The sequence below is a fragment of the Pseudomonas sp. PGPPP4 genome, assembly GCF_002256045.1.
Lineage (GTDB): Bacteria > Pseudomonadota > Gammaproteobacteria > Pseudomonadales > Pseudomonadaceae > Chryseomonas > Chryseomonas oryzihabitans.
Window position 1 is genome coordinate 464,077 of the sequence record NZ_NKID01000004.1, and the last position, 22,698, is coordinate 486,774.

The 22,698-nt window shown below is 67.2% G+C and carries 20 protein-coding genes and 1 pseudogene; 14 read left to right on the forward strand and 7 right to left on the reverse strand.

Going from position 1 to position 22,698, the window contains the following annotated elements; translation table 11 throughout:
* Positions 1 to 88: 88 nt before the first annotated feature.
* Genes CFE50_RS10290 through CFE50_RS10300 form a run of 3 tightly spaced genes read left to right on the forward strand, consistent with a single transcriptional unit; the run spans position 89 to position 1,653 of the window.
* Positions 89 to 1,006, forward strand: coding sequence for a DMT family transporter (locus CFE50_RS10290; protein ID WP_286733235.1), 918 nt, complete (start codon positions 89 to 91; stop codon positions 1,004 to 1,006).
* Positions 1,007 to 1,048: 42 nt separating this feature from the next.
* A complete protein-coding gene (locus tag CFE50_RS10295) occupies positions 1,049 to 1,339 on the forward strand; it encodes a type II toxin-antitoxin system RelE/ParE family toxin (protein WP_278439185.1) in 291 nt (96 codons plus the stop codon).
* A gap of 11 nt (positions 1,340 to 1,350) precedes the next feature.
* Positions 1,351 to 1,653: an addiction module antidote protein gene (locus CFE50_RS10300; protein WP_286733237.1), complete on the forward strand. Its 303-nt coding sequence runs from the start codon at positions 1,351 to 1,353 to the stop codon at positions 1,651 to 1,653.
* A gap of 22 nt (positions 1,654 to 1,675) precedes the next feature.
* On the opposite strand, the gene CFE50_RS10305 is transcribed toward CFE50_RS10300, so the two are convergent.
* Complete coding sequence (locus tag CFE50_RS10305; RefSeq protein ID WP_286733239.1) at positions 1,676 to 2,719, reverse strand: GlxA family transcriptional regulator; 1,044 nt, start codon at positions 2,717 to 2,719, stop codon at positions 1,676 to 1,678.
* A 218-nt stretch (positions 2,720 to 2,937) separates the two neighbouring features.
* Here CFE50_RS10305 and CFE50_RS10310 point away from each other — a divergent pair, with 218 nt between their 5' ends.
* The 4 genes from CFE50_RS10310 to CFE50_RS10325 all read left to right on the forward strand — a co-directional run bounded on the left by CFE50_RS10310 (position 2,938) and on the right by CFE50_RS10325 (position 7,344).
* On the forward strand, positions 2,938 to 4,392 hold the full coding sequence (locus tag CFE50_RS10310; RefSeq protein ID WP_286733240.1) for an amino acid permease: 1,455 nt from the start codon (positions 2,938 to 2,940) through the stop codon (positions 4,390 to 4,392).
* Positions 4,393 to 4,480: 88 nt separating this feature from the next.
* The gene (locus CFE50_RS10315) at positions 4,481 to 5,356 is read left to right on the forward strand and encodes a GntR family transcriptional regulator (RefSeq protein WP_027601326.1); all 876 of its coding nucleotides are present in this window, start codon (positions 4,481 to 4,483) and stop codon (positions 5,354 to 5,356) included.
* Between the two features lie 221 nt (positions 5,357 to 5,577).
* Entirely contained in the window at positions 5,578 to 6,585 is a 1,008-nt protein-coding gene (gene yejK / locus CFE50_RS10320; protein WP_286733243.1) for a nucleoid-associated protein YejK, read from the forward strand.
* 321 nt (positions 6,586 to 6,906) lie between these two features.
* Entirely contained in the window at positions 6,907 to 7,344 is a 438-nt protein-coding gene (locus CFE50_RS10325; protein ID WP_007162558.1) for a hypothetical protein, read from the forward strand.
* Between the two features lie 117 nt (positions 7,345 to 7,461).
* Here CFE50_RS10325 and CFE50_RS10330 read toward each other — a convergent pair whose 3' ends face one another.
* Together CFE50_RS10330 and CFE50_RS10335 are read right to left on the reverse strand one after the other, a co-directional pair.
* Complete coding sequence (locus CFE50_RS10330; protein WP_286733365.1) at positions 7,462 to 8,364, reverse strand: hypothetical protein; 903 nt, start codon at positions 8,362 to 8,364, stop codon at positions 7,462 to 7,464.
* 121 nt (positions 8,365 to 8,485) lie between these two features.
* Positions 8,486 to 9,001: a dihydrofolate reductase gene (locus CFE50_RS10335; RefSeq protein WP_027601329.1), complete on the reverse strand. Its 516-nt coding sequence runs from the start codon at positions 8,999 to 9,001 to the stop codon at positions 8,486 to 8,488.
* A gap of 81 nt (positions 9,002 to 9,082) precedes the next feature.
* On the opposite strand from CFE50_RS10335, the gene CFE50_RS10340 reads away from it, so the two are divergent.
* Positions 9,083 to 10,471 carry a DUF2868 domain-containing protein gene (locus CFE50_RS10340; RefSeq protein ID WP_286733248.1) on the forward strand — a complete coding sequence of 463 codons (1,389 nt, stop codon included), beginning with the start codon at positions 9,083 to 9,085 and terminating at the stop codon, positions 10,469 to 10,471.
* Positions 10,468 to 11,844: a GTPase/DUF3482 domain-containing protein gene (locus tag CFE50_RS10345; RefSeq protein ID WP_286733249.1), complete on the forward strand. Its 1,377-nt coding sequence runs from the start codon at positions 10,468 to 10,470 to the stop codon at positions 11,842 to 11,844. Before CFE50_RS10340 ends, CFE50_RS10345 begins: the two co-directional genes overlap by 4 nt.
* Here the strand turns inward: CFE50_RS10345 and CFE50_RS10350 are convergent.
* The 4 genes from CFE50_RS10350 to CFE50_RS10365 form a co-directional block, all read right to left on the reverse strand.
* Positions 11,841 to 12,734: a proline iminopeptidase-family hydrolase gene (locus CFE50_RS10350; protein ID WP_286733252.1), complete on the reverse strand. Its 894-nt coding sequence runs from the start codon at positions 12,732 to 12,734 to the stop codon at positions 11,841 to 11,843. The genes CFE50_RS10345 and CFE50_RS10350 overlap by 4 nt on opposite strands.
* 1,045 nt (positions 12,735 to 13,779) lie before the next feature.
* Complete coding sequence (locus CFE50_RS10355; RefSeq protein WP_017640936.1) at positions 13,780 to 13,941, reverse strand: DUF2474 domain-containing protein; 162 nt, start codon at positions 13,939 to 13,941, stop codon at positions 13,780 to 13,782.
* Positions 13,941 to 14,963 carry a cytochrome d ubiquinol oxidase subunit II gene (gene cydB, locus CFE50_RS10360; protein WP_007162565.1) on the reverse strand — a complete coding sequence of 341 codons (1,023 nt, stop codon included), beginning with the start codon at positions 14,961 to 14,963 and terminating at the stop codon, positions 13,941 to 13,943. Before cydB ends, CFE50_RS10355 begins: the two co-directional genes overlap by 1 nt.
* Entirely contained in the window at positions 14,960 to 16,405 is a 1,446-nt protein-coding gene (locus CFE50_RS10365) for a cytochrome ubiquinol oxidase subunit I (RefSeq protein WP_181086181.1), read from the reverse strand. The genes cydB and CFE50_RS10365 overlap by 4 nt, the downstream gene beginning before the upstream one ends.
* 303 nt (positions 16,406 to 16,708) lie before the next feature.
* Here CFE50_RS10365 and CFE50_RS10370 point away from each other — a divergent pair, with 303 nt between their 5' ends.
* From CFE50_RS10370 to CFE50_RS10385, 5 genes and pseudogenes are all read left to right on the forward strand, one after another.
* Positions 16,709 to 17,938, forward strand: a complete 1,230-nt coding sequence (locus CFE50_RS10370) for an MFS transporter (protein WP_286733261.1) — start codon at positions 16,709 to 16,711, stop codon at positions 17,936 to 17,938.
* Between the two features lie 146 nt (positions 17,939 to 18,084).
* Positions 18,085 to 18,588, forward strand: a pseudogene (locus tag CFE50_RS22805) (MCP four helix bundle domain-containing protein); the annotation flags it as partial.
* A gap of 390 nt (positions 18,589 to 18,978) precedes the next feature.
* Entirely contained in the window at positions 18,979 to 19,713 is a 735-nt protein-coding gene (locus CFE50_RS22810; protein WP_502694696.1) for a methyl-accepting chemotaxis protein, read from the forward strand.
* Positions 19,714 to 19,798: 85 nt separating this feature from the next.
* Positions 19,799 to 20,602 carry a glucose 1-dehydrogenase gene (locus tag CFE50_RS10380; protein ID WP_077171753.1) on the forward strand — a complete coding sequence of 268 codons (804 nt, stop codon included), beginning with the start codon at positions 19,799 to 19,801 and terminating at the stop codon, positions 20,600 to 20,602.
* Positions 20,595 to 22,424: a glycoside hydrolase family 15 protein gene (locus tag CFE50_RS10385; RefSeq protein WP_077171752.1), complete on the forward strand. Its 1,830-nt coding sequence runs from the start codon at positions 20,595 to 20,597 to the stop codon at positions 22,422 to 22,424. The genes CFE50_RS10380 and CFE50_RS10385 overlap by 8 nt, the downstream gene beginning before the upstream one ends.
* The last annotated feature ends 274 nt before the right edge of the window (positions 22,425 to 22,698 follow it).

The window sequence follows — 22,698 nt, forward strand, 5'->3', positions numbered from 1 at the left end:
TTATCGAACCATAGCTACCGATAATGTCGTTTGAGTGTATTACCACCCTGGGCCAGGCTCAAGGCATCCCGTCAGCTGGAGTCCGCGCATGCCTGCCCTCCTGTCTTCCCCCCTGCTCCGCCAGCTCGCCCTGGTGCTCTGCTGGAGCGCCGGCTTCGTCGGTTATCGCTATGCCGCGGATCAGGCCCCTACCCTGCTGGTGACCTGCTGGCGCCTGCTGCTGGCCGCCCTGCTGCTGCTGCCCTTCGCCTGGGCCGAGGTGCGCCGCTTGCCGTTGAAGGTCATCGGTCAGCAGGCGGGCATCGGCGTGCTGGCCTTTGCCGGCGCGGCAGGACCGGCGGCCAAGGCCATCGAACTGGGCGTCTCACCCGGGCTGGCGGCGCTGCTGTCGGATCTGTCGCCGCTGCTGGTGGCGCTGGGCTGCTGCCTGCTGCCGGGCCAGCGCACCAACGGCCGCCAATGGCTCGGCTTGGGCCTGGGCCTGACGGGCGTCCTGCTGGCCACCAGCGCGGGACTGGGCCTGGGGGTGGCCCCCGGCTGGGCCTATGCCCTGCCCCTGGGCAGCGCTCTGGCCCTGGCGTTGGCGACCCTGGTGCAGAGTCGCCTGCCGCCGAGTCGACTGGCGCTGCGGACCCAACTGTTCATCCAGCTCGCGGCCAGCAGCCTGGTGATGCTGGGGGTGGCCGGGGTGGAAGGACCGCTGACCCCGCCGCTGACCCTCGGCTTCGCTCTGGCGGTGCTCTGGCTGCTGATCCCGACCCTGCTCGGCTTCGGCCTCTACTGGCTGTGCCTGCGTCAGGGCAGCCCCCAGGCGGTGAGTGGCGCGCTCTACCTGAGTCCGCCGGTGGCGCTGCTCTGGGCCTGGGCCTGCTTCGACGAACCCCTGGCGCCGGGCATGCTGCTCGGCCTGCTGTTCGCCCTGGCGGGATTGCTCTGCCTGAATGCGGCGGAGCGCGACGCAAAGCAGCGGCAGACCGTGCCGAATGGCTATGGTCACCCGTCCTGATCAACCTCTTGTGCTTCAACAACTGTCACTTATAATGGACAGATGAAAGCTATCCGAACCACCGCCATCTTTGATGCCTGGTTCAGCCACCTGCGCGACCGCCAAGCCAAGGCACGCATTGCCGTACGCATTGGCCGTTTGGCAGAGGGCAATCCGGGCCAGCATCGCAACCTGACCAAGGGTGTGTCGGAGCTCAAGATCGACGCAGGCGCCGGATACCGTCTCTACTATGTAGAACGTGATGGCGTGACCTACGTCCTGTTGTGCGGTGGGGACAAGAAATCTCAACAGAAAGACATCGAAATCGCTCTGTCTCTGGCTGACCACGTTTGAAGGAGACCCGCATGGCAAGTACCAAGATCGAGACCCGCGTCTGGGACGCTGCCGAGCATCTGCGAGATGAAGAGGCCATCCGCCTATACATCGAGGCCGCCCAGGAAGAGGCGCCTGATGATGCCGCCTTTCTGGCAAAGGTCCTGGGTGACGTGGCCCGAGCGCGCAATATCTCGGAGTTGTCCCGTCAGACTGGAATCGCCCGGGAGACGCTGTACAAGGTGACCCGTGGCGAAGGTAATCCGACCCTGGACACCATCAGCAAGCTGGCGCATGCCCTGGGCTTTCGCCTGACCCTGCAGCCATTGTCTTGAGCACCCTGACAGGTCCGGGCGTTCAATACTTCAACCGCCGCTCCTTGGACGGCGGATAGCCGAAGTAGGCCGAATACCTCTTGCTGAAGTGGGTGACCGAGGTGAAGCCGCAGGCCACCGCCACCTCCAGCACCGACAGGGTGGAATGCTGCAGCAGCCGGCGCCCCTCGGTGATGCGCAGCTCCAGGTAGTAGCGCATGGGCGCGGTATCGAGCTGCTCGCGAAACAGCCGCTCGACCTGGCGTCGCGAACGGCCGGCGTAGTCGCACAGCTGCTCGATGGTCAGGGGCTCCTCGATGTTGGCCTCCATCAGGGTCACCACCTCGCGCAGCGGCGGGGTCATCTGCACCTTGAGCGTCGGATTGACCTGGCGAAAGCGCGATTCCTCGAAGGCGAGGATGTTGACCAGGCCATCGGCCAGGGCGCTGCCGCACTGGGCGCCGATCCATTCGAGAAAGAGGTGGAAGGCGCCGCTGGGACTGGCCGCGGTGAGCCGATCGCGATCCAGCACATGGCTTTCCGCCGAGGTCTTGCACCCGCGCACCCGTTCGCTGAAGGCGCTGCGCTGTTCGGGATGGATGGCGCAGCGATAGCCATCCAGCAGCCCGGCCTGGCCCAGTTGCCAGGCGCCGTTCCACAGGCCGCAGAGGGTCACCTGCTGCCGGGCCACGCGCGCCAGCAGCGCCTTGAGCCGTGGATCCAGCTCCAGCGGCGTCCGCAGGCCGCCGCAGACCACCAGCAGGTCGAAGCGGGCCTGCTCCGCCGCGCGGTAGTCACCATCCGGGCGGATGACGATGCCCAGGTCGCTGAGCACCTCGGCGCCGGTCGGGCTATAGGTGCGGGTGGCGAAGGTACCGGCGGCCAGCAGGTTGGCGGTGACCAGGGTATCCAGCGCCTGGGTAAAGGACGGCAGGGAGAAATGATCGAGCAGGACGAAGCCGACCAGCCGGGAAAATTCCGGCCGCGGTCGCATCGACTGCAACTGCAGGTAGTTCTTGCCCTGGATACCGCTGCCAAAGGTTCTTGAATCGATCACGCTGCGCTGCCTGCTGGGACCCTGGGCCATGCTAGCCGAAGCGCGGCCCGGCGATGATCGGACTGCGACAGCCGCGCACCGACGACCGCCATCCCACCTGACGCCCTTAGCCTGCTAAGCTTCGCCGCTTTTTTGCCACCTGCCCGTGCAGGTCGCCGCAGCCGGTGGGTGCACCGCCCTGCGCCCCATGACCGCGAATGGCCGCCAGAGCCAACGTCCGGCCCCTTCAACTGCCAGCTGGAAACCCCATGTCCACCGCCTCTCCGAGTCTGCAGCGCCGGCTCAAGCCCCGTCACCTCAACATGATCGCCATCGGCGGCTCCATCGGCACCGGGCTGTTCGTCGCCTCCGGCGCCACCGTGGCCACCGCCGGCCCGGGCGGCGCCCTGGCGGCCTATGCGCTGATCGGCCTGATGGTCTATTTCCTCATGACCAGCCTCGGCGAGATGGCCGCCTACCAGCCGGTGTCGGGTTCCTTCTCCATCTATGGCAGTCGTTTCGTCGAAGACGGCTTCGGCTTCGCCCTTGGCTGGAACTACTGGTACAACTGGGCGGTGACCATCGCCGCCGAGCTGGTGGCGGCGCAGCTGGTGATGGGCTTCTGGTTTCCCGAGGTGCCGGGGCTGATCTGGAGCGCGCTGTTCCTCGGCCTGATGTTCCTGCTCAATGCGGTGTCGGTGCGCGGCTTCGGCGAGAGCGAATTCTGGTTCGCGCTGATCAAGGTAACCACCGTGGTGGTCTTCATCGGCCTGGGCCTGGCCGCCATCCTCGGCATCTTCAGCGGCATCGAACCGCCAGGACTGACCATCTTCACCCAGGGCGAGGCGCCCTTCGTCGGCGGTCTGCAGGCCATGGTCGGGGTGGCCATGATTGCCGGCTTCTCCTTCCAGGGCACCGAGCTGATCGGCATCGCCGCCGGTGAATCGGAAAATCCGCGCAAGAACGTGCCCATCGCCATCCGCCAGGTGTTCTGGCGCATCCTGATGTTCTATGTGCTGGCGATCTTCGTCATCGGCATGCTGATCCCCTACACCGATCCGCGCCTGCTGCAGAACGACGCCACCGACGTCTCGGTCTCGCCGTTCACCCTGCTGTTCGAGCGCGCCGGCCTGGCCTTCGCCGCCAGCCTGATGAACGCGGTGATCCTCTCGGCGGTGCTCTCCGCCGGCACCTCGGGCATGTACGCCTCGACGCGGATGCTGCACAGCCTGGCCGAACAGGGCAAGGCGCCGCGCCTATTCGCCCGCGTCGCGCGCAATGGCGTACCGCGCAACGCCCTGCTCGCCACCACCGCGGTGGGCGCCCTGTGCTTCTTTACCTCCCTGGTGGGCGACAAGGCGCTCTATGGCTGGCTGCTCAACACCTCGGGCATGTGCGGCTTCATCGCCTGGCTGGGCATCGCCGTGTCCCACTATCGCTTCCGCCAGGGCTATCTGGCCCAGGGTCGCCGCCTGGAAGACCTGCCCTATCGCGCCAAGCTGTTTCCCTTCGGACCGCTGCTGGCCTTCGCCCTCTGCCTGGTGATCACCCTGGGACAGAACTACGCCGCCCTGTTCGGACCGAACGGCGTGGACTGGCTCGGCCTGGCCGCCACCTACATCAGCCTGCCGCTGTTTTTCGCCGTCTGGCTCGGCTATCGCGTCAAGCACCGCAGCCGGCTGGTGAAGCTCAAGGACATGGACGTCAGCCCGAGCGGCGACTGAACGACCCCGCGAAACCCGCCGGGCCGGCTGCGCCCGGCGGGTCCCGTGCTAGCATCCTGACCTTTCCGGTCGATTCGCCAGCGCTGCCATGGGCACCCTCGCCTCCCAACTGATTCCCGACATCCTCACCTACATCGCCTCGCACCAGCTGGCGGTGGGCACCCGGCTGCCCGAGCGCGCCCTGGCCGAACGCCTGCGGGTGTCGCGCTCGCCGGTGCGCAGCGCCCTGCAGCAGATGGCCGACCGGAGCCTGCTGGCGCGGCATCCCGAGGGCGGTTTCGCCGTGGCCGCCGCGGCCCTGGACGCCACACCCCAGGCGCGCGAGGAGGTCTCCGCCAGCGAGCGGCTGTACCTGACCATCGCCCGCGATCGCATCGAAGGCGAGTTGCCGCTCAAGGTTACGGAAAACGAGCTGATCCGCCGCTACCAGGTCACCCGCGGGCAACTGGCCGACATCCTCAGGCGCATCGTCCAGGAAGGCTGGGCCGAGCGCTTGCCGGGCTACGGCTGGAGTTTCGTCGAAGGCCTCACCTCGCCCGACGCCTATGCCCAGAGCTATCGCTTTCGCCTGCTGCTGGAGCCGGCCGGCATCCGTGAAGCCGACTTCACCCTGGATGCCGAGGCCTTGCGGCGCTGCCGCGACGAGCAGGCGCTGCTGGCCGCCGGCCGGGTGTTCGAGGCTTCGCCGGCAGAGATCTTCGACGCCAACACCCGCCTGCACGAGACCATCGCCCGCTGCTCGGGCAATGCCTTCATCCTCGATGCGCTGCGCCGGCTCAATCGCCTGCGTCGGTTGATCGAATACCAGAAGTCGGTGGATCGCGAGCAGGCCCAGCGCCGCTGCCAGGAGCACCTGCAGCTGATCGATCTGCTGCTGGAGGACCGCCGTGAAGAGGCCGCGGTCTTCATGACCCGGCACCTGGGCAATGCGCTGCAGGAAAAGCAGACGGCGCCGGCGCGCTGAGCCTGCGGCGCCAGGGGCCTGCCCGCGAGGGCGCGGGAGCGTTAGACTGGCGGACTTTCCCAGAGCCTATCCAACGTCTACTGCGCGTCGGCCAAACGGCGTTGAAAATGGCTTCGGAATGCTCATTTACTACCTGTAAACTCCGCTTCCTCAGCCATTTTCGCCTTGTTTGTCTCTAGCTCGTGAGACGTTGAACAGGCTCTCAGCTAACCGAGTCCGCCATGCCGATCCGTCACGCCATCGTCCATCTGATCGACAAGAAGCCCGACGGCCAGCCCGCGACCCTGCACGCGCGGGACGCCGAACTGGCCGACTCCCAGGCCATCGAGAATCTGCTGGCCGATCTCAACGACAGCTACAACGCCAAGCCCAACAAGGCCTGGGGCCTGTTCCACGAGGAATCCGGCGCCTATCCCTTCAGCGGCTGGCTGCATGCCTATCTGGAAGGCGAACAGGATTTCGTCGCCTTCAGCCGCCAGGCGGTGGAGCACCTCAAGGGCCTGATGGAGAGCAGCAACCTCTCCACCGGCGGCCATGTGCTGTTCGCCCAGTACCAGCAGGGCATGACCGACTACCTGAGTATTGCCCTGCTGCACCACAGCGAGGGGGTGACCGTCACCGAGAGTCTGGAAGTGGCCCCCGCCAAGCACCTGGACCTGGGCCAGTTGCACCTGGCGGCGCGGATCAACCTCTCGGAGTGGCGCAACAATAAGCAGTCGCGCCAGTACATCTCCTTTATCCGCGGCAAGGGCGGCAAGAAGGTCTCGGACTACTTCCGCGACTTCATCGGCTGCCAGGAAGGCGTCGACGCCAAGGGCGAGACCCGCACCCTACTCAAGGCCTTCAGCGACTATGTGGAGAGCGAGGACCTGCCGGAAGAGGCTGCCAAGGAAAAGACCGACACCCTGGTGGACTACGCCAGCAGCCAGGCCAAGCGCGGCGAGCCCATGGCCCTCGATGCCCTCTCCGAACTGATGGACGACGAGGCGCCACGCGCCTTCTACGACTACATCCGCAACAAGGATTACGGCCTGGCGCCGGAGATCCCGGCGGACAAGCGCACCCTCAACCAATTCCGCCGTTTCACCGGGCGTGCCGAAGGACTGTCGATCAGCTTCGAGGCGCACCTGCTGGGCTCGCGCATCGAATACGACGAGGGTCAGGATCTGCTGATCATTCGCGAGGTGCCGACCCAGCTGAAGGACCAGCTCAAGCGGCGCAAGGACTAGGTTCTGTACGAAAAATGCCTGCGCTCGGTGATGCTTCGTTGAAAAAGGCCTGGATCGCCAGTCCGATCGGAATGCTCATTTACCGCTCGTAAACTCGAGCGCGAGTCCGATCCGCTTCCTCAGCCTTTTTCGCGGGGCCGCCTAGGCCTCGCCTGACCTTCGCTCGGCGCTTTTTGGTACAGAACCTAGCGACCGCCTGGCCCCTGGACACCCGGGGTTGCAAACGCGATCACCGATCGGGCGCCCCCGGCTGGACAGCGGTCGGCCAAAGGGGGCACAAGATGTCCCTTCTTTTCCCTATCTGCCGAAAAAGTCGAAATCATGAGCCAGTACCCCTTCGAACGCCGCATCGTCATCACCCTGCAATCGAACAACGAACTGACGCTCGACGCCGCCCTCGACCAGGCCGTGTCGCGCATCAAGCAGGGCGAGATCCACGGTGGCGACGAAGGCCTGGCCACCGCCTACAGCTTCCATGTGGACACCGTGGCCGAAGGTCCCTCCGGTCCGGTGGACCTGGGCGAATACCTGGGCCGTCCGGCGACCAAGGCCGAGCAGAGCGTGGTGGACGCCGGCGTGGTGCCGCGCTTCCGCCTCGGCCAGAGCGTGGCCGTGCAGGTCGGCAATGGCGAACCCAAGCCCAGCAGCATCCAGGAAGTACGCCTCTTTCCCCAGGTGGAAGGTCCCTGCTGGCTGTACTTGGTGGAAGAGCGCGTCCACCGCGACTACCTGCCGGCCAAGAAGCTGCGGGCGATCTGAGCGACGCCACGATGTTGGGCTTCGCTGGCGCTCAGCCCAACCTACCGCCCCGGAGGTTGGACTGAGACAGCTTCATCGTCGAAGCCCAACAGGCAGACCTGAGCCCAACAACCCTACTCAACCGAACGCGGCGATCTGGCGATAGAGCGACAGCGCCGGCGCGGCTGTCGTGCCGGTCATCTGGGTGAGGATACTGCCATCCAGCGCGGTGCTCGCGCCGGCGCCCTGCCCGTCCGCCGGCTGCGTCGTCCATTGGGGTGCGCCATCCGCCCTGGTGCTGACGCCAAAGGTCGGTGCCGATAGCTGGGCGGTTTCCTGAGCGGCAGCGGTCGCCACGCCGCCGGGGCTCAGGCTATCGATGAGCTGACTGCTCAACTGATTGGGTTGCCAATCCGGCATGCCGGGATTCAGCGTACCGAGGATGCCGGCGTCTTCCGTGGCGGCGGGTGCCCAGTTCCAGGACGCGGCACCCTGATTCTGCGGGGAGAGCCCGGAGAAGGCCACGTTGGCCGCATCGGTGCCACGTTGCGCGCCCTCGAAATAGGCGAGCTGACGTTCAGCCGAGGTGAAGGTGCCGGAATCGTCGCTGGCGATACGCGCCAGGCTGTTGCTGTCCAGGTTGGCGAAGGGATCCTGCGTGGAGGCATCGGCATAGCGACTGTCGTCATGGTAATAGCTCACCAGCAGGTGATTGGCCGCCTGCTTCGCCAACTGGATACGGTCGGGACTGGCCCCCTCGGGCATCTCGCCGAGCACGGCGGCATCGGTACCCTGGCTGCGGATCTGCTGCTGGAGAATCTGCATGAAGCCGTCGAGATCGGCATTGCCGTTCGATTGCCCCGGCAGCAGACCGGCGATCAACTGGGCGGCAGGCGACAGGTCCACGGCGACGGCGCTGCCACTGGACGCAGCACCAGTCTGGCCACTGTCGGCCGCCGAGGTAGTCGGATTGCCCGTCGCGCCTGGACGGGCAGGTTGGGTGCCTGCCGTTGTCGCCTGCATCTGGCTGTCGATCGCCATCACGTCTGCACCCTCCGGCCGCCCGGGCGGCTCGCCTCAGCCTCCTTTATGCCAGGGCAACCTTAGGCTTTGCTTAGCACCGGAAGACATCGGCAAGAGCACGCAGGTGTCACGACCGACCCTAGGCCCGGCGCTCCCAGACCTCGCAGGCATAGGCGGGACGGTCGTCTTCGGCGGCATGCTGCTGCCGCGAGACGAGTTCCCAGTCGGCCTCGTTCCAGGCGGGAAAGAACACGTCCCCGTCCGGCGCCAGGGCGACGCGGGTCAGGTAGAGCCGCTGGGCCAGCGGCAGGGCGTCGGCGAACAGCTGGGCGCCGCCGATCAGCATGATCTCGCTGGCCTCGCGTTCCCGGGCCCAGGCCTCGGCACGCTCCACGGCAGCGGCCAGCGACGTCCGCACCTCGGCACCTTCGGCCACCAGATCAGTCTGACGGGAGACCACCAGATTCAGCCGACCCGGCAGCGGGCGGCCTAGGGAGTCCCAGGTCTTGCGACCCATGACCAGCGGCTTGCCGAGGGTCACGGCCTTGAAATATTTGAGCTCCGCCGGCAGGTGCCAGGGGAGACGATTGTCGATGCCGATGACGCCGTTGTCGGCCACGGCGACGATCAGGCTCAGGGGGAGAGAGGTTTTCATGGTGACAGAGCATAACAGAGGCGTTAACAGCCAGGGCGCCAGGGACTATGCTCGGCGTTTTTGCCGCAAGGGCGCCGACGCGTGACCGCAACCCCCTCCCCCGCCTTCGAGGATCTCTGGCTCACCGAAGCCCTGCGCCTGACCGAGGAAGACAGCGGCCCGCTGGAAGACGCCGAGGCCAATCGCCAGGCACGCGCGGCCGGCGGTCCCTTCGAGGCGCGACTGGTGACGCGCGCCCGTCTGCTCGGTCAGCGCGACGGGCTGCTGGCGGCACGCCGTCGCTGGCGCCAGGGCGCGCTGCTGGCCGCCTGGCTGCTGGGCATCGTGGCGTTGTTTTGCGGCGCGGGGCTCGCCGCCGGGGCGCTGGGCGATGGCAGTCGTCCGGTCAATGTGTTCTGGGCGATGGGCAGTCTGCTCGGCCTCAACCTCCTCAGCCTGCTGGTCTGGGCCCTTGGCCTGCTGGGGGGTGGCCGCCAGCTGGCCTCGCCGCTGGCGCGCCTCTGGCTGTGGCTCTCCGGCCGCTTGGCGCGGGACGCCCGCGCCCTGCACCTGGGTCCGGCGCTGGTCGGGCTGCTCGGTCGCGCCCGCCTGCTGCCCTGGGCGCTGGGCGGTCTGGTCCACAGCCTCTGGCTGCTGATCCTCGGCAGTGCCCTGGCGACCCTGCTGGCGCTGCTCTCCGGACGCAGCTATCTGTTCGTCTGGGAGACCACCCTGCTCGGCAGCGACACCTTCGTGCTGCTGACCCAGGTCCTCGGCGCCCTGCCCCAGCTGCTAGGCTTTCCGCTGCCCGACCCGGCCAGCATCGCCGCCAGTGGCGATGCCGCCAGCCCCCTGGCCGCGGCACGCCAGGCCTGGGCCGGCTGGCTGCTCGGCGTGGTGCTGGTCTATGGCCTGCTGCCCCGGCTGCTGCTCACCCTGCTCTGCCTATGGCGCTGGCGGCGCGGTCGCCAGCGGCTGCGACTGGACGTCGAGCGCCCCGGCTATCTGCACCTGCGCGAACGCCTGCTGCCCACCAGCGAACGCCTGGGCGTCAACGACGCCGCGCCCGCGCAGCTGCCCCAGCAGGATGCCGGCGGCCTAGCCCGGACCGGCGACGAGGCGCTGCTGGTGGGCATCGAACTCACCGACCATACCTGGCCGCCGCCGCTGCCCGAAGGCGTGCGTGACGCCGGCGTGCTCGACGACGGCCAGGGCCGGCGCCATCTGCTCGAACAGCTGACCCGCTATCCGGCCCGGCGCCTGCTGATCGCCTGCGATCCCCGCCGCTCGCCGGATCGCGGTACCCTGACCCTGCTGGCTGAATTGTCGCGCTGCGCCACGGCCACCCGCGTCTGGCTGTTGCCCGCGCCCCTGGGCGGCAAGCTCGATCCGGTACGCCTGGACGACTGGCGCCAGGCGCTGGACACCCTGCGTCTGGCACACTGCACCGGCGATCTCGAAGAACTGGCCTGGCTGGAGACGAATCCATGAGCGGCCCCCTGCGCCTGGCGCTGGTCGGTCACACCAATGTCGGCAAGACCTCGCTGCTGCGCACCCTGACCCGCGACGTCGACTTCGGCGAGGTCTCCCATCGTCCCAGCACCACCCGTCATGTCGAGGGCGCGCGGCTGTCGGTGGATGGCGAAGCCCTGCTGGAACTCTACGACACCCCCGGCCTGGAAGACGCCATCGCCCTGCGCGACTACCTCGAGCAACTGGAGCGCCCCGGCGAACGCCTGGACGCCGCCACCCTGCTCGACCGCTTTCTCGACAGCGTGGAAGCCCGCCAGCGATTCGAGCAGGAGGCCAAGGTGATTCGTCAGTTGCGCGCCTCCGATGCCGGTCTCTATGTGATCGACGCCCGCGAGCCGGTGCTGGCCAAGTATCGCGACGAACTGGCGGTGCTGGCCGGTTGCGGTCGCCCGCTGGTGCCGGTGCTCAACTTCGTCGCCGCCGACGGCCACCGCGCCGACGACTGGCGCGCCACCCTGGCCCGCCTCGGCCTGCACGCCCTGGTGCGCTTCGACAGCGTCGCCCCGCCGGCGGACGGCGAGGCGCGCCTCTACGAAAGCCTGGCAACGCTGCTGGAAAGCGGCCGCCCGGCGCTGCAACGACTGATCGCCGATCACGCCGAGCAGGCCCGCCGCCGCCATCAGCAGGGGGTGCGGCTGATCGCCGAACTGCTGGTGGACGCCGCCGCCGCGCGGCGCAGCGTGGCGCCTGGCGAAGCCGAGGTGAATACCGCGACCGCCGAGTTGCGCGACGCCCTGCGCACCCGCGAACAGCGCTGCGTGGAAGACCTGCTGCGGCTGTTCGGCTTTCGCCCGGGCGATGCCCACGCCAGCGACCTGCCGCTGCTGGACGGGCGCTGGGGCGACGATCTCTTCAATCCGGAAACCCTGCGCCTGCTGGGCATCCGCCTGGGCGGCGGCGTGGCGGCCGGCGCCGCGGCGGGAGTGGGCCTAGACCTGCTCGCGGGCGGCCTGACCCTGGGCGCCGCGACGGTGCTGGGCGCCCTGGCCGGCGGCCTGGCGCAGACCGGCGGCCACTATGGTCGGCGGCTGTTCGGCAAGCTGCGCGGCGGACGGGAACTGTCCATCGACGATGCCGTGCTGCGGCTGCTGGCCGTCCGGCAGCGACAATTGCTGGCGGCGCTGGAAACCCGCGGCCATGCCGCCCAGGGCGCCATCGAGGTGGCCGCCCCTGACGAGCAACGCTGGCGCGAGGGCAAGCTACCGGCCGCGGTGCAGGTAGCCCGCGCTCACCCGGAATGGTCGGCGCTCAATCCACGGCCGCGCTTGCAGGCCGATGATCGCCAGAGCCGCATCGACGAGATCGCCGCCGCCCTGGACGCGGACACCTAGCGGCCTTCCACCTCGGCAAGAAAGTCAGCCACTACCGCCATGCAGGCCTCGCGCTCTTCCACATGGGGCATGTGGCTAGAGGCTTCGAAAATACGCCAGCGCACGTCCGGGATGAGCCGGTCGAAGGGCTCCACGCAGGCCGGCGTGGCCTCGTCATGACGCCCGGAGAGCAACAGCGTCGGCACCTGAATCCGCTCCAGCCGGTCGATCACACTCCAGTCCTTGAGACTGCCGATCACATGGAATTCGGTGGGACCGTTCATGGCGTGGTAGACGGTGGGATCGGCATCAATGGCAGCGAAGGTCCGCGCCACCTCGGCGGGCAGCGGCTGCACCCGGCAGACGTGGCGAGCATAGAAGACCTGGCTGGCGGCGCGGTAGTCGGCCGAGTCGGTGGTACCCGCGGCCTCGTGCCGATCCAGGGTGGCCTGCACCTCGGGCGGCAATTCGGCCCGCAACCCGGCCGCGGCCTCGCGCCAGAGCGCCATGGAGGCGGGCGAGTTGGCGATGATCAGACCGCGCAGCCCTTCTGGCTGACGGACACCATGCTCGGCCCCCAGCATCCCACCCCAGGATTGGCCGAGCAGCACGTACTCGGCGATGCCCAGATGGCGCAGCAGGTTGTTCAGTTCCGCGAGGAACAGCTCCACCGTCCAGAAGCCGGGATCGATTCCCCGCAGGTGCGTGGAGCGGCCATTGCCGAGCTGATCGTAATGGACCACCGGCCAGCCGTGCTCGGCCAGGTCCTTGAAGCTGTCGACGTAGTCGTGGGTGCAACCTGGCCCGCCATGGGCCACTACCAGCGGCAGCCGGCCTGTGGTCAGATCACCGGTGACCCGATACCAGGTCTGGTGGCCCTGGAAACCGGCGTAGCCTTCTTGAACCTGCATGGATGCCTTCCTCGTCTCGATGGGAACGGGGTCAGGCTAACGGGCGGGTGGGAGGGGGATAACTGGGAAAAGTTGTAGGTTTGGGGAGTTGGGCTCTCATAGATGACTGAGTCAGGAGCCGGGCTGATTCGCGTCGTTCGTCCCCTTCACGCCGAACAACCCCCTCTCCCGCTTGCGGGGGAGGGCTGGGGTGGGGGGGGCGCTGCTCGCTAAGCTGATTTTAGGTGTCTGCTGATACTTCCCGTTCCGCCCTCGCCGGGCGGGTCACTTTTTGCAGTCGCGCAAAAAGTAACCAAAAACGCTCGCCCCGACTGGCCGCTCCTGCGCGTTGCGCAGGATGCCCTCACGTCAGCGCCGCTCCAGCGGGCCGGGGCCGAAGGGCCGTCCTGGCCCTCGGCCCCTTTCGCGGCATCCATGCCGCTCACCCGCCTCCTCGACCCTGCCGTTCGGCCGGCCAAACGGGGCACTGGGGTGCCGGCTGAGAGTTGGGCGTCATAGAGCAGACCTGCGTTCCAAACCTGCTGATCTACTGAATTAGTGCCGCCAAGAAACATGAGAAGAGAAGAGAAGAGAAGAGAAGAGAAGAGAAGAGAAGAGAAGAACTGACCAGCCTTTTAAAAAGACACTTCCAGCCGGCACCCAGCGCCCTGTTCAGGAGGCCGAGCGCAGCCGTTCTGTAGGTGGGTGAGCGGCAAGGAGGCCGCGAAAGGCGTCGAGGGCCAGGACGGCCCTTCGACGCTGGCCCGCCGGAAGGGCGGCGGAGTGAGGGGACCCGGAGCGCAGCGTAGGGCCGGATGACCAGGGCAAGCGTTTTTGGTTACTTTTGCCGCGACTGGCAAAAGTGACCCGCCCGGCGGGGCGGAACAAAAGCTCACCGAGCACACCGCAAATCAGCTTGGCGACCAAGCTAACCGCCCCCACCCTAACCCTCCCCCGCCAGCGGGAGAGGGAGCAATCCGGCGTGCAGGATAGGTTTCCTACGCCAGGACAAACCCCGCGTAGGGTGGATGACGGCGCAGCCTCATCCACCGAAACACCCGAGGGGTCAGTGCGACTTGAGCCCCGCCGCCGTCAGCACCAAGCGCAGCACCCAGGCCACCACGCCCAGCGCCACCAGGCTGCAGGCCCAGATGCCGGCCATCCAGGCCAGCCGCTGCCAGAGCGGCTTGTTGTCCGCGGGATTGGGTTCGCGCGAGCGGCCGACCATCAGTGGTAGCCCTCCCCCGCGCGTACCTTGCCGCGGAACACGTAGTAGCCCCAGAAGGTGTACATCAGGGTGATGGGGATGATGAACAGGGTGCCGATGAGCAGGAACAGCTGGCTCTGCGGCGGCGACGAGGCCTCCCAGATGGAAACCGCCGGCGGGATGATGTTCGGCCAGAGGCTGATGCCCAGACCGCTGTAGCCGAGGAAGATCAGCGCCAGGGTCAGCAGGAAGGGCGCATGGTGCGAATCCTCGCGCAGGATGGCGCGCAGCAGGGCCAGGGTCACCACGCCGACCAGGATCGGCACCGGCAGGAACCAGACCAGGTTGGGCATGCTGAACCAGCGGGCGGAAATGGCCGCCTGGCTCAGCGGGGTCCAGATGCTCACCACTGCGGTAAAGGCCAGCAACAGGAACAGCAGCGGCTTGGTCAGGCGGCGCATGGTCGCCTGCAGCGGACCCTCGGTCTTCATGATCAGCCAGGTGCTGCCCAGCAGCGCATAGGCGGCGATCACGCCCAGGCCGCAGAACACCGAGAAGGGCGTCAGCCAGTCCAGCGGACCGCCGACGTATTGGCGATTCTCCACCGGGAAGCCTTCGATGAAGGCGCCCAGGGCCACGCCCTGGCAGAAGCTGGCCAGCAGCGAGCCGAAGATGAAGGACTTGTCCCACAGGGCTTCCTTGCCTTCCTGGACCTTGAAGCGGAATTCGAAGGCCACGCCGCGGAAGATCAGGCCGATCAGCATGAAGATCAGCGGCAGGTACAGCGCCGGCAGGATGATCGAGTAGGCCAGCGGGAAGGCGCCATAGAGCCCCGCCCCGCCGAGTACCAGCCAGGTCTCGTTGCCGTCCCAGATGGGCGCCACGGTGTTCATCATGACGTCGCGGTCTTCCTTGCCCTTGACGAAGGGAAAGAGGATGCCGATGCCCAGGTCGAAGCCGTCCATGACCACGTACATCATGAGGCCGAAGATGATGATGATCGCCCAGATCAGCGGGAGGTCGATGCCAGGGATGCCGTTCATGTGCGGTCTCCGGTCAGCTGGTCGGTGGGGTTGTCTTCTTCCAGGCCGCCATCGGCGCCGGACAGCGGACGCTTGGGATGACGATCGGTGCCCGGACCGCCGGAGGTGGGCAGGTCGCCTTCACCGGTGTGCGGACCCTTGCCGATCATGCGCAGCGCATAGAGGGTGCCGATGCCGAACACGGCGAAGTAGACCACCACGAAGGCCACCAGGGTGATGCTGAGCTGGGTGACGCTGTGGTTGGACACCCCGTCCTTGGTGCGCAACAGGCCGTAGACGATCCACGGCTGACGGCCCACCTCGGTGGTGAACCAGCCGGCCAGCAGGGCGATGAGACCGACCGGCCCCATGCAGGTGACCAGGCGCAGGAAGGCGCGGGTCTCGAACAGCTTGCCGCGCCAGCGCAGCCAGGCGCTCCACAGGCCGGCGGCGATCATCAGCATGCCCAGGGCGACCATGATGCGGAACGACCAGAACACCACATAGGCCGGCGGCCGGTCTTCCTTGGGGAAGTCCTTGAGCGCCGGGATCGGCTCGGTGAGGCTGTGCTTGAGGATCAGGCTGCCCAACACCGGGATTTCCACCTTGAAGCGGGTTTCCTCGCGCTCCATGTCCGGCCAGCCGAACAGGATCAGCGGGGTCGCTTCGCCCGGGGGGTTCTCCCAGTGGCCTTCCATCGCGGCGATCTTGGCCGGCTGGTGCTCCAGGGTGTTGAGGCCGTGGGCGTCGCCGACGAAGGCCTGTACCGGGGCCACCAGCAGGGCCATCCACATGGCCATGGAAAACATCTTGCGCACGGCCGGGTTGTCGTTGCCGCGCAGCAGGTGCCAGGCCGCCGAGGCGCCGACCAGGAAGGCCACCGACAGGTAGGCGGCGATGGTCATGTGCGCCCAGCGGAAGGGAAAGGACGGGTTGAAGATCACCGCCAGCCAGTCCACCGGAACGATGCGTCCATCGACGATCTCGAAGCCGCTCGGGGTGTGCATCCAGCTGTTGGAGGACAGGATCCAGAAGGTCGACATCAGGGTGCCGATGGCCACCATCACCGTCGAGAAGAAGTGCAGGCCGCGACCCACGCGATTCCAGCCGAACAGCATGACGCCGAGAAAGCCGGCTTCGATGAAGAAGGCGGTGAGCACCTCGTAGGTCAGCAGCGGACCGGTCACGGCGCCGGCATAGTCGGCGAAGCCGCTCCAGTTGGTGCCGAACTCATAGGCCATCACCAGACCGGACACCACGCCCATGCCAAAGAAGATCGCGAAGATCTTCAGCCAGAAGTGATACAGATCCTTGTAGACGTGGTTGTCGGTCTTCAGCCACAGCCCTTCGAGCACGGCGAGAAAGCTCGCGGTACCGATGGACAGCGCCGGGAAGACGATGTGGAAGGACACGGTGAAGGCGAACTGGATCCGGGCGAGATCCAGGGCTTCGAGGCCGAACATAGCTTTTCCTCTCAGGCACGCCGGCCATCGAGGGTAGCCGGTCGAGTTGACGCTGACCGAGGTTCGAACCTCCGGCGTCGCCTGGGGTTCTAGCGGGACGCTAAAAAGGCGCCACCGCCGCTAGCCCATTGGACCAGGTCGGAAGCTGACGTGGATCAACGTCAGGCTTTAGGATAGACCTCCTCGATACATTTGCTTACGTGGTTGGATGTCGCATCGGGCAGGCTGTCGCACCCCGCAGTTGTATGACGATCAGTCCCCGGGTGGCTTAAGATGCCGCCTCTGCCCTCGCGAGCCCCAGTCATGTCCGGCGATACCCTGCAGCTGCGTCACCACCGTCCCTTCGTCGCCTTCTGGTTCGCCCGCATCTGCACCGCCGGCAGTTTCCAGATGCTCACCGTCGCCATCGGCTGGCACCTCTATTCCCTCACCGGCAACGTGCTCGATCTCGGCCTGGTGGGGCTGGTGGAATTCCTGCCGCGGGTACTGTTCATGCTGCACACCGGGCATGTCGCCGATCGCTACGACCGCCGCCGGGTCGCCGCCCTCTGCCAGACCGGCCAGGGCCTGATCGCCCTGGTGCTGCTGGTGGGCAGCCTCAATCAGGCGGTGACCCGCGAACTGATCTTCATCCTGGCCTTCTGCCTGGGTACCGCGCGCGCCTTCGAACAGCCCACCACCCAGGCGCTGCTGCCCAACATCGTGCCGCCGGCGATCTTTCCCCGCGCCATCGCCGCCGCGGCCTCGGCCATGCAGGGCGCCACCATCATCGCCCCCGCCCTGGGCGGCCTGCTCTATGCCCTGGGCGCCGCCTGGGTCTATGGCCCGGCGCTGGTGCTCTATGGCATCGCCATCCTGCTGGTCTCCAGCCTGCCGGCGCGACAGACGCCCAGCCAGAAGGAAAAGCCGACCCTGGACAACCTGCTGGCCGGCATCCGCTTCATCAAGAGTCGCCCGGACGTGCTCGGCGCCATCTCCCTGGATCTCTTCGCCGTGCTCCTGGGCGGCGCGACCGCCCTGCTCCCAGTGTTCGCCGCCGACATCCTGCTCACCGGTCCCTGGGGCCTGGGCCTGTTGCGCTCAGCGCCGGCCGTGGGCGCCCTGGGCATGTCCTTCCTGCTCGCCTACGTCAGCCTCAATCGCCACGTGGGCCGCATCATGTTCGGTTCGGTCGCGTTGTTCGGCGTCGCCACCATCGCCTTCGGGCTGTCCACCTCGCTATGGTTCTCGCTGGCCACCCTGGTGGTGCTGGGCGCCGCCGACATGGTCAGCGTGGTGATCCGCAGCTCCTTCGTCCAGCTGGAGACCCCGGATGCCATGCGCGGCCGGGTCAGTGCGGTCAACGGCCTGTTCATCGGCGCCTCCAACCAGCTCGGCGAATTCGAGTCGGGGGTCACCGCGCACTTCTTCGGCACGGTGCCGGCGGTGGTGCTGGGCGGTGTCGGCACCCTGGTGATCACCGGGGTCTGGATGAAGCTGTTCCCGGGTCTGGCCAAGCGCGACCGGCTGACGGAGCCGCGCCAGTACAGTTGAATCCAGCCCTGCTGCCAAGGGGCCATTCATACCCGGGGGATGACCGCTCGGCCCGAAACAAACTTATCGCGCAAACCTTTACCGCAAAATGTGATCCATGTCACATACTTTGGAGCGTTGAGGTTTTCATGCGTACCCCTCTTTCCATGGCCGCCCGCCTGGGCCTGGGCTTCGGCCTGATCCTGGTGCTGATGCTGCTGATCACCCTCGTCGGCGTCCAGCGCGTCGGCGTCATCGATGACACCCTGACCGCCGTCAGCCAGGGCGCCAGCCTCAAGCAGCGCTACGCCATCAACTTCCGCGGCAGCGTGCACGACCGCGCCATCGCCATCCGCGATACCGTGCTGATCCACGACGCCGCGCCCCTGGCCAGTCGCCTGGCCGACATCGATCGGCTCAAGGCCTTCTATCGCCAGTCCGCCGAGCCCATGGATCAGCTGTTCGCCAGCCAGGGCGCCACGCCCGAGGAGCAGCGCCTGCTGGCGGCCATCAAGGACATCGAAGGCACCGCCCTGCCGCTGACCGAGCGCCTGCTGCAGCTGCGCCAGGCCGGCGATCTGGATGGCGCCCGGGTGTTCCTGCTGGAGCGCGTCTCGCCGGCCTATGTCGAGTGGCTCAAGCGCGTCAATGCGCTCATCGATCACGAAGAAGCCATCGCCAGCGGCCACCTGGCCGAAGTCCGCGGCATCGCCGGCGGCTTCCGCTGGCTGATGCTGGTGACCTGCGCCCTCGCCCTGCTGCTGAGCGTCACCGTCTCCATCCTGATCATTCGCCAGATGGGTGCCACCCTGGGCGGCGAACCCCACGCCGTGGCCGCCGCCATCCGCCGCCTGGCCGAGGGCCGCCTGGACGAGCGCCCCGCCACCCGCCATCCGAACAGCGTCATGGGCACCCTGGGCAGCGCCACCGCGCACCTCGGCGAGACCATCGTCCAGGTACGCCATACCGCCAGCTCGGTCGCCGCGGCGGCGGCCCAGCTGCAAGGCACCGCCCAGACCAACCAGCGCCACACCGATGTGCAATCCAACCAGGCCCAGCACATGGCCGCCGCGGTCACCGAGCTGGCCACCACCATCGGCGAGGTCGCCGGCTACGCGGCCCAGGCCGCCCAGGCCACCGGCAATGCCAGTGCCCAGGTGAACACCGGCAACCGGCTGGTCGCCAGTTCCGGCCAGGCCATCGGCCAGCTGGTGCAGGCCCTGGAACAGGCCAGCGTCACCGTGCAGCAGGTCTCCAGCGACAGCGCCAGCATCGAGAACATCGTCGCCGTCATCAACGGCATCGCCGAGCAGACCAACCTGCTGGCGCTGAACGCCGCCATCGAGGCGGCCCGGGCCGGCGAGCAGGGCCGCGGCTTCGCCGTGGTCGCCGACGAAGTCCGCAACCTGGCCACCCGCACCCAGGAATCGACCCGCGAGATCCGCGCCATGATCGCCACCCTCCAGGAAGGCGCCGGACGCGCCGCGGCGCAGATGGAAGAGAGCCGCGGCCAGGCCCACGAGACCGCCGAACTGACCCAGCGCGCCGTCGCGGCCCTGGCGGCCATCCAGGCGGACGTCGGCTCGGTGAACGCCATGAATGCCCAGATCGCCACCGCCGCGGCCCAGCAGACCGCCGTGGCCGAAGAGGTCAACGAAAACATCAACCGCATCCACTCGGCCACCCTGGAAACCGCCAGCGGTTCGCAGCAGATCGCCGGCGCCAGTCGCCAGCTGGCCGAATTGGCCGAGGACCTGGAGCGCCGCATGAGCCTGTTCCGCACGACCCCGGCCTGAACATCCGGCAACGCTCGCGGGCTGAACCTAGACGCGAGCGGGACGGTCAGCAGTCAGACACCTTTTCCCGTGCAGGAGTCTGGACATGCAGCTTTCCCTCAACGGCCAGGTCGCCCTGGTCACCGGCGGCAGCTCCGGGATCGGCGCCGCCGTCGCCGAGGCCCTGGCCAAGGCCGGTGCCGCCGTCGCCATCAATTACCACTCCAGCGCCGAACCGGCCGAGGAACTGGCCAAGCGCATTCAGGACGCCGGCGGTCGCGCCATCGCCGTTGGCGGTGACGTCGGCGACGAGGCCGAGGTCCAGGCGCTGTTCGATCGCACCCTGGAAGCCTTCGGCCGCCTGGACATCCTGGTCGCCAATTCCGGCCTGCAAAAGGATGCGGCCGTGGCCGACATGTCGCTCAAGGACTGGAACACGGTGATCAACACCAACCTCACCGGGCAGTTCCTCTGCGCCCGGGCGGCGATCCGCCAGTTCCGCCAGCAGGGCCGCGACGAAAGCATCTCCCGCGCCCTGGGCAAGATCATCCACATGAGCTCGGTGCACGAGGTCATTCCCTGGGCTGGCCACGTCAACTACGCTGCCTCCAAGGGCGGGGTCAATCTGCTGATGCGCAGCCTGGCCCAGGAAGTGGCCGCCGAGGGCATTCGCGTCAACAGCATCGCCCCGGGCGCCATCGCCACCGCCATCAACGAAGAGGTGACCGGCGACGAGGCCAAGGCCCGCGAACTGCTCAAGCTGATCCCCTACAAGCGCGTCGGCCACGTCGATGACGTGGGCAATGTGGCGGTCTTTCTCGCCAGCGACCTGGCCGACTACATCGTCGGCACCACCCTGTTCGTCGACGGCGGCATGTGCCTCTATCCGGGATTCGAAGACAATGGCTGATTCCACCTCCGTGCACGCCCGCCGCAGTATCGGCGCCCACGGTGTCATCGGCGACCTGCGCACCTGCGCCCTGGTCGCCACCGACGGCACCATCGACCACTTCTGCTGGCCGAATCTGGACAGCCCCTCGGTATTCGCCGCCCTGCTCGACTCGGAAAAGGCCGGCTACTTCAGCCTGGCGCCGGTCTGGGAAGACGCCCGCGAGCAGCAGCTCTATCTGCCGGACACCAATATCCTGCAGACCCGCTGGCTGTCGGCGGAAGGCGTCGCCGAGATCACCGATCTGATGCCGGTGTGCAGCAGCGAGGACACCCAGCCGCGCATCGTCCGCCGCGTGCAGGTGGTGGCCGGACGCTGCCGCTTCCGCCTGGTCTGCGCCCCGGCCCACGACTATGCCCGCGCCGAGACCCGCGCCCGCCTGGTGGACGGCGGCGCCCTGTTCGAGGCCGCGGGCCAGCCGACCCTGCGCCTGGCGTCGAGCGTCACCCTGCAGGTGGACGGCAACGCCGCCCTGGCCGAATTCGAACTGGAACAGGGCGAACAGCTGGATTTCGTCTTTGGCTGCGAGAAGGACGACAAGGTCGTCGCCGGCCAGAGCGATCTCTGCTTCGAGGACACCCTGACCTACTGGACCTCCTGGGCCGCCAAGAGCCACTACCAGGGGCGCTGGCGCGAGATGGTCACCCGCTCGGCCCTGGCGCTGAAGCTGCTGACCTCCTGCAAGCACGGCTCCATCGCCGCGGCCGCCACCTTCAGCCTGCCCGAAGCCCTGGGCGGTGAACGCAACTGGGACTATCGCGCCTCCTGGATCCGCGACGCCTCCTTTACCGTCTACGCCTTCATGCGCCTGGGCTACACCCAGGAGGCCAAGGATTTCACCCACTGGGTGGGCCAGTGCGTGGAAAACAGCCACAGCGCCCCGGAAAAGCTGCAGATCATGTATCGCCTGGACGGCGGCCTGGACCTGCCCGAGGAAACCCTCGACCACCTGGCCGGCTATGCCGACTCGAGTCCGGTGCGCATCGGCAATGAGGCCTACAAGCAGATCCAGCTGGACATCTATGGCGAGCTGATGGACGCCATCTACCTGTCCAACAAGTATGGCGAAGCCATCTCCCACCAGGGCTGGAAGGAGGTGGTGCGGATGATCGACCACGTCTGCGAGCACTGGAACCAGCCCGACGCCGGGATCTGGGAGATGCGCGGCGATCCCGAGCACTTCCTGCATTCGCGGCTGATGTGCTGGGTGGCCATCGACCGCGCCATGCGGCTGTCGGTCAAGCGCTCGTTGCCGATGCCCTACGAACGCTGGTACGCCGCCCGCGCCGCCATCCAGGAAGACATCTGGGACAACTTCTGGAACGCCGAGCTGGGTCATTTCACCTCGACCCGTCACGGCAAGAGCCTGGACGCCGCCCTGCTGCTGATGCCGCTGGTGCGCTTCGTCAGCGCCACCGATCCCATGTGGCTGTCCACCCTGGACGCCATCAAGACCAACCTGGCCTACGACGGCATGATCCGCCGCTACAACCCGGCGGACACGCCAGCGGACAACCTCAAGGGCGAAGAAGGCGCCTTTGTCGCCTGCTCCTTCTGGTACGTCGAATGCCTGGCCCGCGCCGGTCGCGTCGACGAAGCCCACCTGGAGTTCGAAAAGCTGCTGGGCTACGCCAATCCACTGGGTCTCTATGCCGAGGAACTGGACAAGCGCGGCTACCCGCTCGGCAACCTGCCCCAGGCGCTGTCGCACCTGGCACTGATCAGTACCGCCTTCTTCCTAGATCGCAAGCTGAGCGGCAAGGATCCGCAGTGGCAGCCGTAGGGTGAGTCGATGCGGCCGCCCCTGCGGGTGCAGCCCGATAGCTGATCGCGATCCTGCCGGAGCGGATAAAGCCAGAAACCCGCTCGGATAGCACCCTCTCCCCTTGGGAGAGGGTTAGGGTGAGGGCACGGCGCGGTATGTAGCTACCTGTGGAAAAGGCTGCGCCGTTTTCCACGCTACAGTGCTACCGATAATGAGTCCCGCCAGTGAGCGTGACGGTAGATTGCGGACTTGCCGGAAGGAATGAAGTCGAGCCCCGCTCGTATAACCCCCT

Coding starts and splice junctions, on each gene's coding strand:
- CFE50_RS10290 (WP_286733235.1), top strand. CDS start 89: ATGCCTGCCCTCCTGTCTTCCCCCCTGCTCCGCCAGCTCGCCCTGGTG.
- CFE50_RS10295 (WP_278439185.1), top strand. CDS start 1,049: ATGAAAGCTATCCGAACCACCGCCATCTTTGATGCCTGGTTCAGCCAC.
- CFE50_RS10300 (WP_286733237.1), top strand. CDS start 1,351: ATGGCAAGTACCAAGATCGAGACCCGCGTCTGGGACGCTGCCGAGCAT.
- CFE50_RS10305 (WP_286733239.1), bottom strand. CDS start 2,719: ATGGCCCAGGGTCCCAGCAGGCAGCGCAGCGTGATCGATTCAAGAACC.
- CFE50_RS10310 (WP_286733240.1), top strand. CDS start 2,938: ATGTCCACCGCCTCTCCGAGTCTGCAGCGCCGGCTCAAGCCCCGTCAC.
- CFE50_RS10315 (WP_027601326.1), top strand. CDS start 4,481: ATGGGCACCCTCGCCTCCCAACTGATTCCCGACATCCTCACCTACATC.
- yejK (WP_286733243.1), top strand. CDS start 5,578: ATGCCGATCCGTCACGCCATCGTCCATCTGATCGACAAGAAGCCCGAC.
- CFE50_RS10325 (WP_007162558.1), top strand. CDS start 6,907: ATGAGCCAGTACCCCTTCGAACGCCGCATCGTCATCACCCTGCAATCG.
- CFE50_RS10330 (WP_286733365.1), bottom strand. CDS start 8,364: ATGGCGATCGACAGCCAGATGCAGGCGACAACGGCAGGCACCCAACCT.
- CFE50_RS10335 (WP_027601329.1), bottom strand. CDS start 9,001: ATGAAAACCTCTCTCCCCCTGAGCCTGATCGTCGCCGTGGCCGACAAC.
- CFE50_RS10345 (WP_286733249.1), top strand. CDS start 10,468: ATGAGCGGCCCCCTGCGCCTGGCGCTGGTCGGTCACACCAATGTCGGC.
- CFE50_RS10350 (WP_286733252.1), bottom strand. CDS start 12,734: ATGCAGGTTCAAGAAGGCTACGCCGGTTTCCAGGGCCACCAGACCTGG.
- CFE50_RS10355 (WP_017640936.1), bottom strand. CDS start 13,941: ATGGTCGGCCGCTCGCGCGAACCCAATCCCGCGGACAACAAGCCGCTC.
- cydB (WP_007162565.1), bottom strand. CDS start 14,963: ATGAACGGCATCCCTGGCATCGACCTCCCGCTGATCTGGGCGATCATC.
- CFE50_RS10365 (WP_181086181.1), bottom strand. CDS start 16,405: ATGTTCGGCCTCGAAGCCCTGGATCTCGCCCGGATCCAGTTCGCCTTC.
- CFE50_RS10370 (WP_286733261.1), top strand. CDS start 16,709: ATGTCCGGCGATACCCTGCAGCTGCGTCACCACCGTCCCTTCGTCGCC.
- CFE50_RS22810 (WP_502694696.1), top strand. CDS start 18,979: ATGGCCGCCGCGGTCACCGAGCTGGCCACCACCATCGGCGAGGTCGCC.
- CFE50_RS10380 (WP_077171753.1), top strand. CDS start 19,799: ATGCAGCTTTCCCTCAACGGCCAGGTCGCCCTGGTCACCGGCGGCAGC.
- CFE50_RS10385 (WP_077171752.1), top strand. CDS start 20,595: ATGGCTGATTCCACCTCCGTGCACGCCCGCCGCAGTATCGGCGCCCAC.